Here is a 1,100-nt window from a genome sequence, read left to right on the forward strand (position 1 = left end):
CCTGGCTGGGAAAGGAACGGAAGACGATGAAGGCATCGCAGTTTTCGGACGCGCAGAAGGCGTTCATTCTGAAGCAGGGTGACGAAGGGGTGACGGTCGCGGAGATCTGCCGCAAGGCGGGGATCAGCCAGGCGACGTACTTCAATTGGAAAAAGAAATATGCCGGTTTGTTGCCGCCAGAGATGAGGAAACTAAAGCAGCTAGAGGACGAGAATGCGCGATTGAAGAAGATCGTTGCGGACCTGACGCTGGACCGCGAGATGCTGCAGGATGTCATTCGGCGAAAGCTTTAAGGCCTGCTCGGAAGCGGGAGGTGGTGAAGGGTATGTGCCGGGATTGGACGATCTCGATCCGGCGTGCTTGCGGTGCACTCGACTTTGATCGGTCGACCTACCACTACACTTCCCGCCGTGCCGATCAGGCCGGTCTGGAACGTCGTATCCGGGAGATTTGCGAGACGCGCGTGCGCTACGGCTACCGTCGTGTGCATGTGCTGCTGGAACGCGAAGGTTGGGCCACCAACATCAAGCGAACCTATCGCATTTACAGAGACTTGGGCCTGCAGTTGCGCAACAAGACGCCGAAGCGCAGGGTCAAGGCAAAGCTTCGGGAAGATCGGCAGGTGGCGATCGGTCCGAACGACGTGTGGGCGATGGACTTCGTGCACGATCAGCTCGCGACCGGAAAGAAACTGCGGGTTTTGACGGTAGTCGATACCTTCTCACGCTACGTGCCAGTGCTTGATCCGCGTCACAGCTATCGCGGTGAAGACGTGGTGCAAACGCTGGAACGGGTATGCCGCCAGGTTGGTTATCCGAAGACGATCCGTGTCGATCAGGGTACGGAATTTTTGTCCCGCGATCTCGACCTTTGGGCCTATGCCAAGGGTGTGATCCTGGACTTCTCACGGCCAGGCAAACCCACGGACAATGCCTTTATCGAAGCATTCAACGGCCGCTTCCGAGCGGAGTGCCTGAACCAGCATTGGTTCCTGACCCTTGCGGACGCCCGCGAAAAGATGGAGGATTGGCGCAGAGACTACAATGAGTTTCGGCCCCATGGTGCGATCGGCAACAAGGTACCGATCTCGCTGATGAATC

General features: G+C 57.7%; 1 protein-coding gene. It reads left to right on the forward strand.

Annotation, left to right across the window (positions count from 1 at the left end; translation table 11 throughout):
- Nucleotides 1–26: 26 nt before the first annotated feature.
- Nucleotides 27–1,100 (forward strand): IS3 family transposase gene (locus tag HV823_RS26330; protein WP_176952620.1). Its coding sequence is split into 2 segments (ribosomal slippage), with 1,075 coding nucleotides annotated over them: nucleotides 27–288 and nucleotides 288–1,100; the frame shifts between segments, so codons are not numbered across the junction. This gene is flagged as partial in the annotation.

This window comes from Mycoplana rhizolycopersici, from assembly GCF_013378445.1.
GTDB lineage: Bacteria > Pseudomonadota > Alphaproteobacteria > Rhizobiales > Rhizobiaceae > Mycoplana > Mycoplana rhizolycopersici.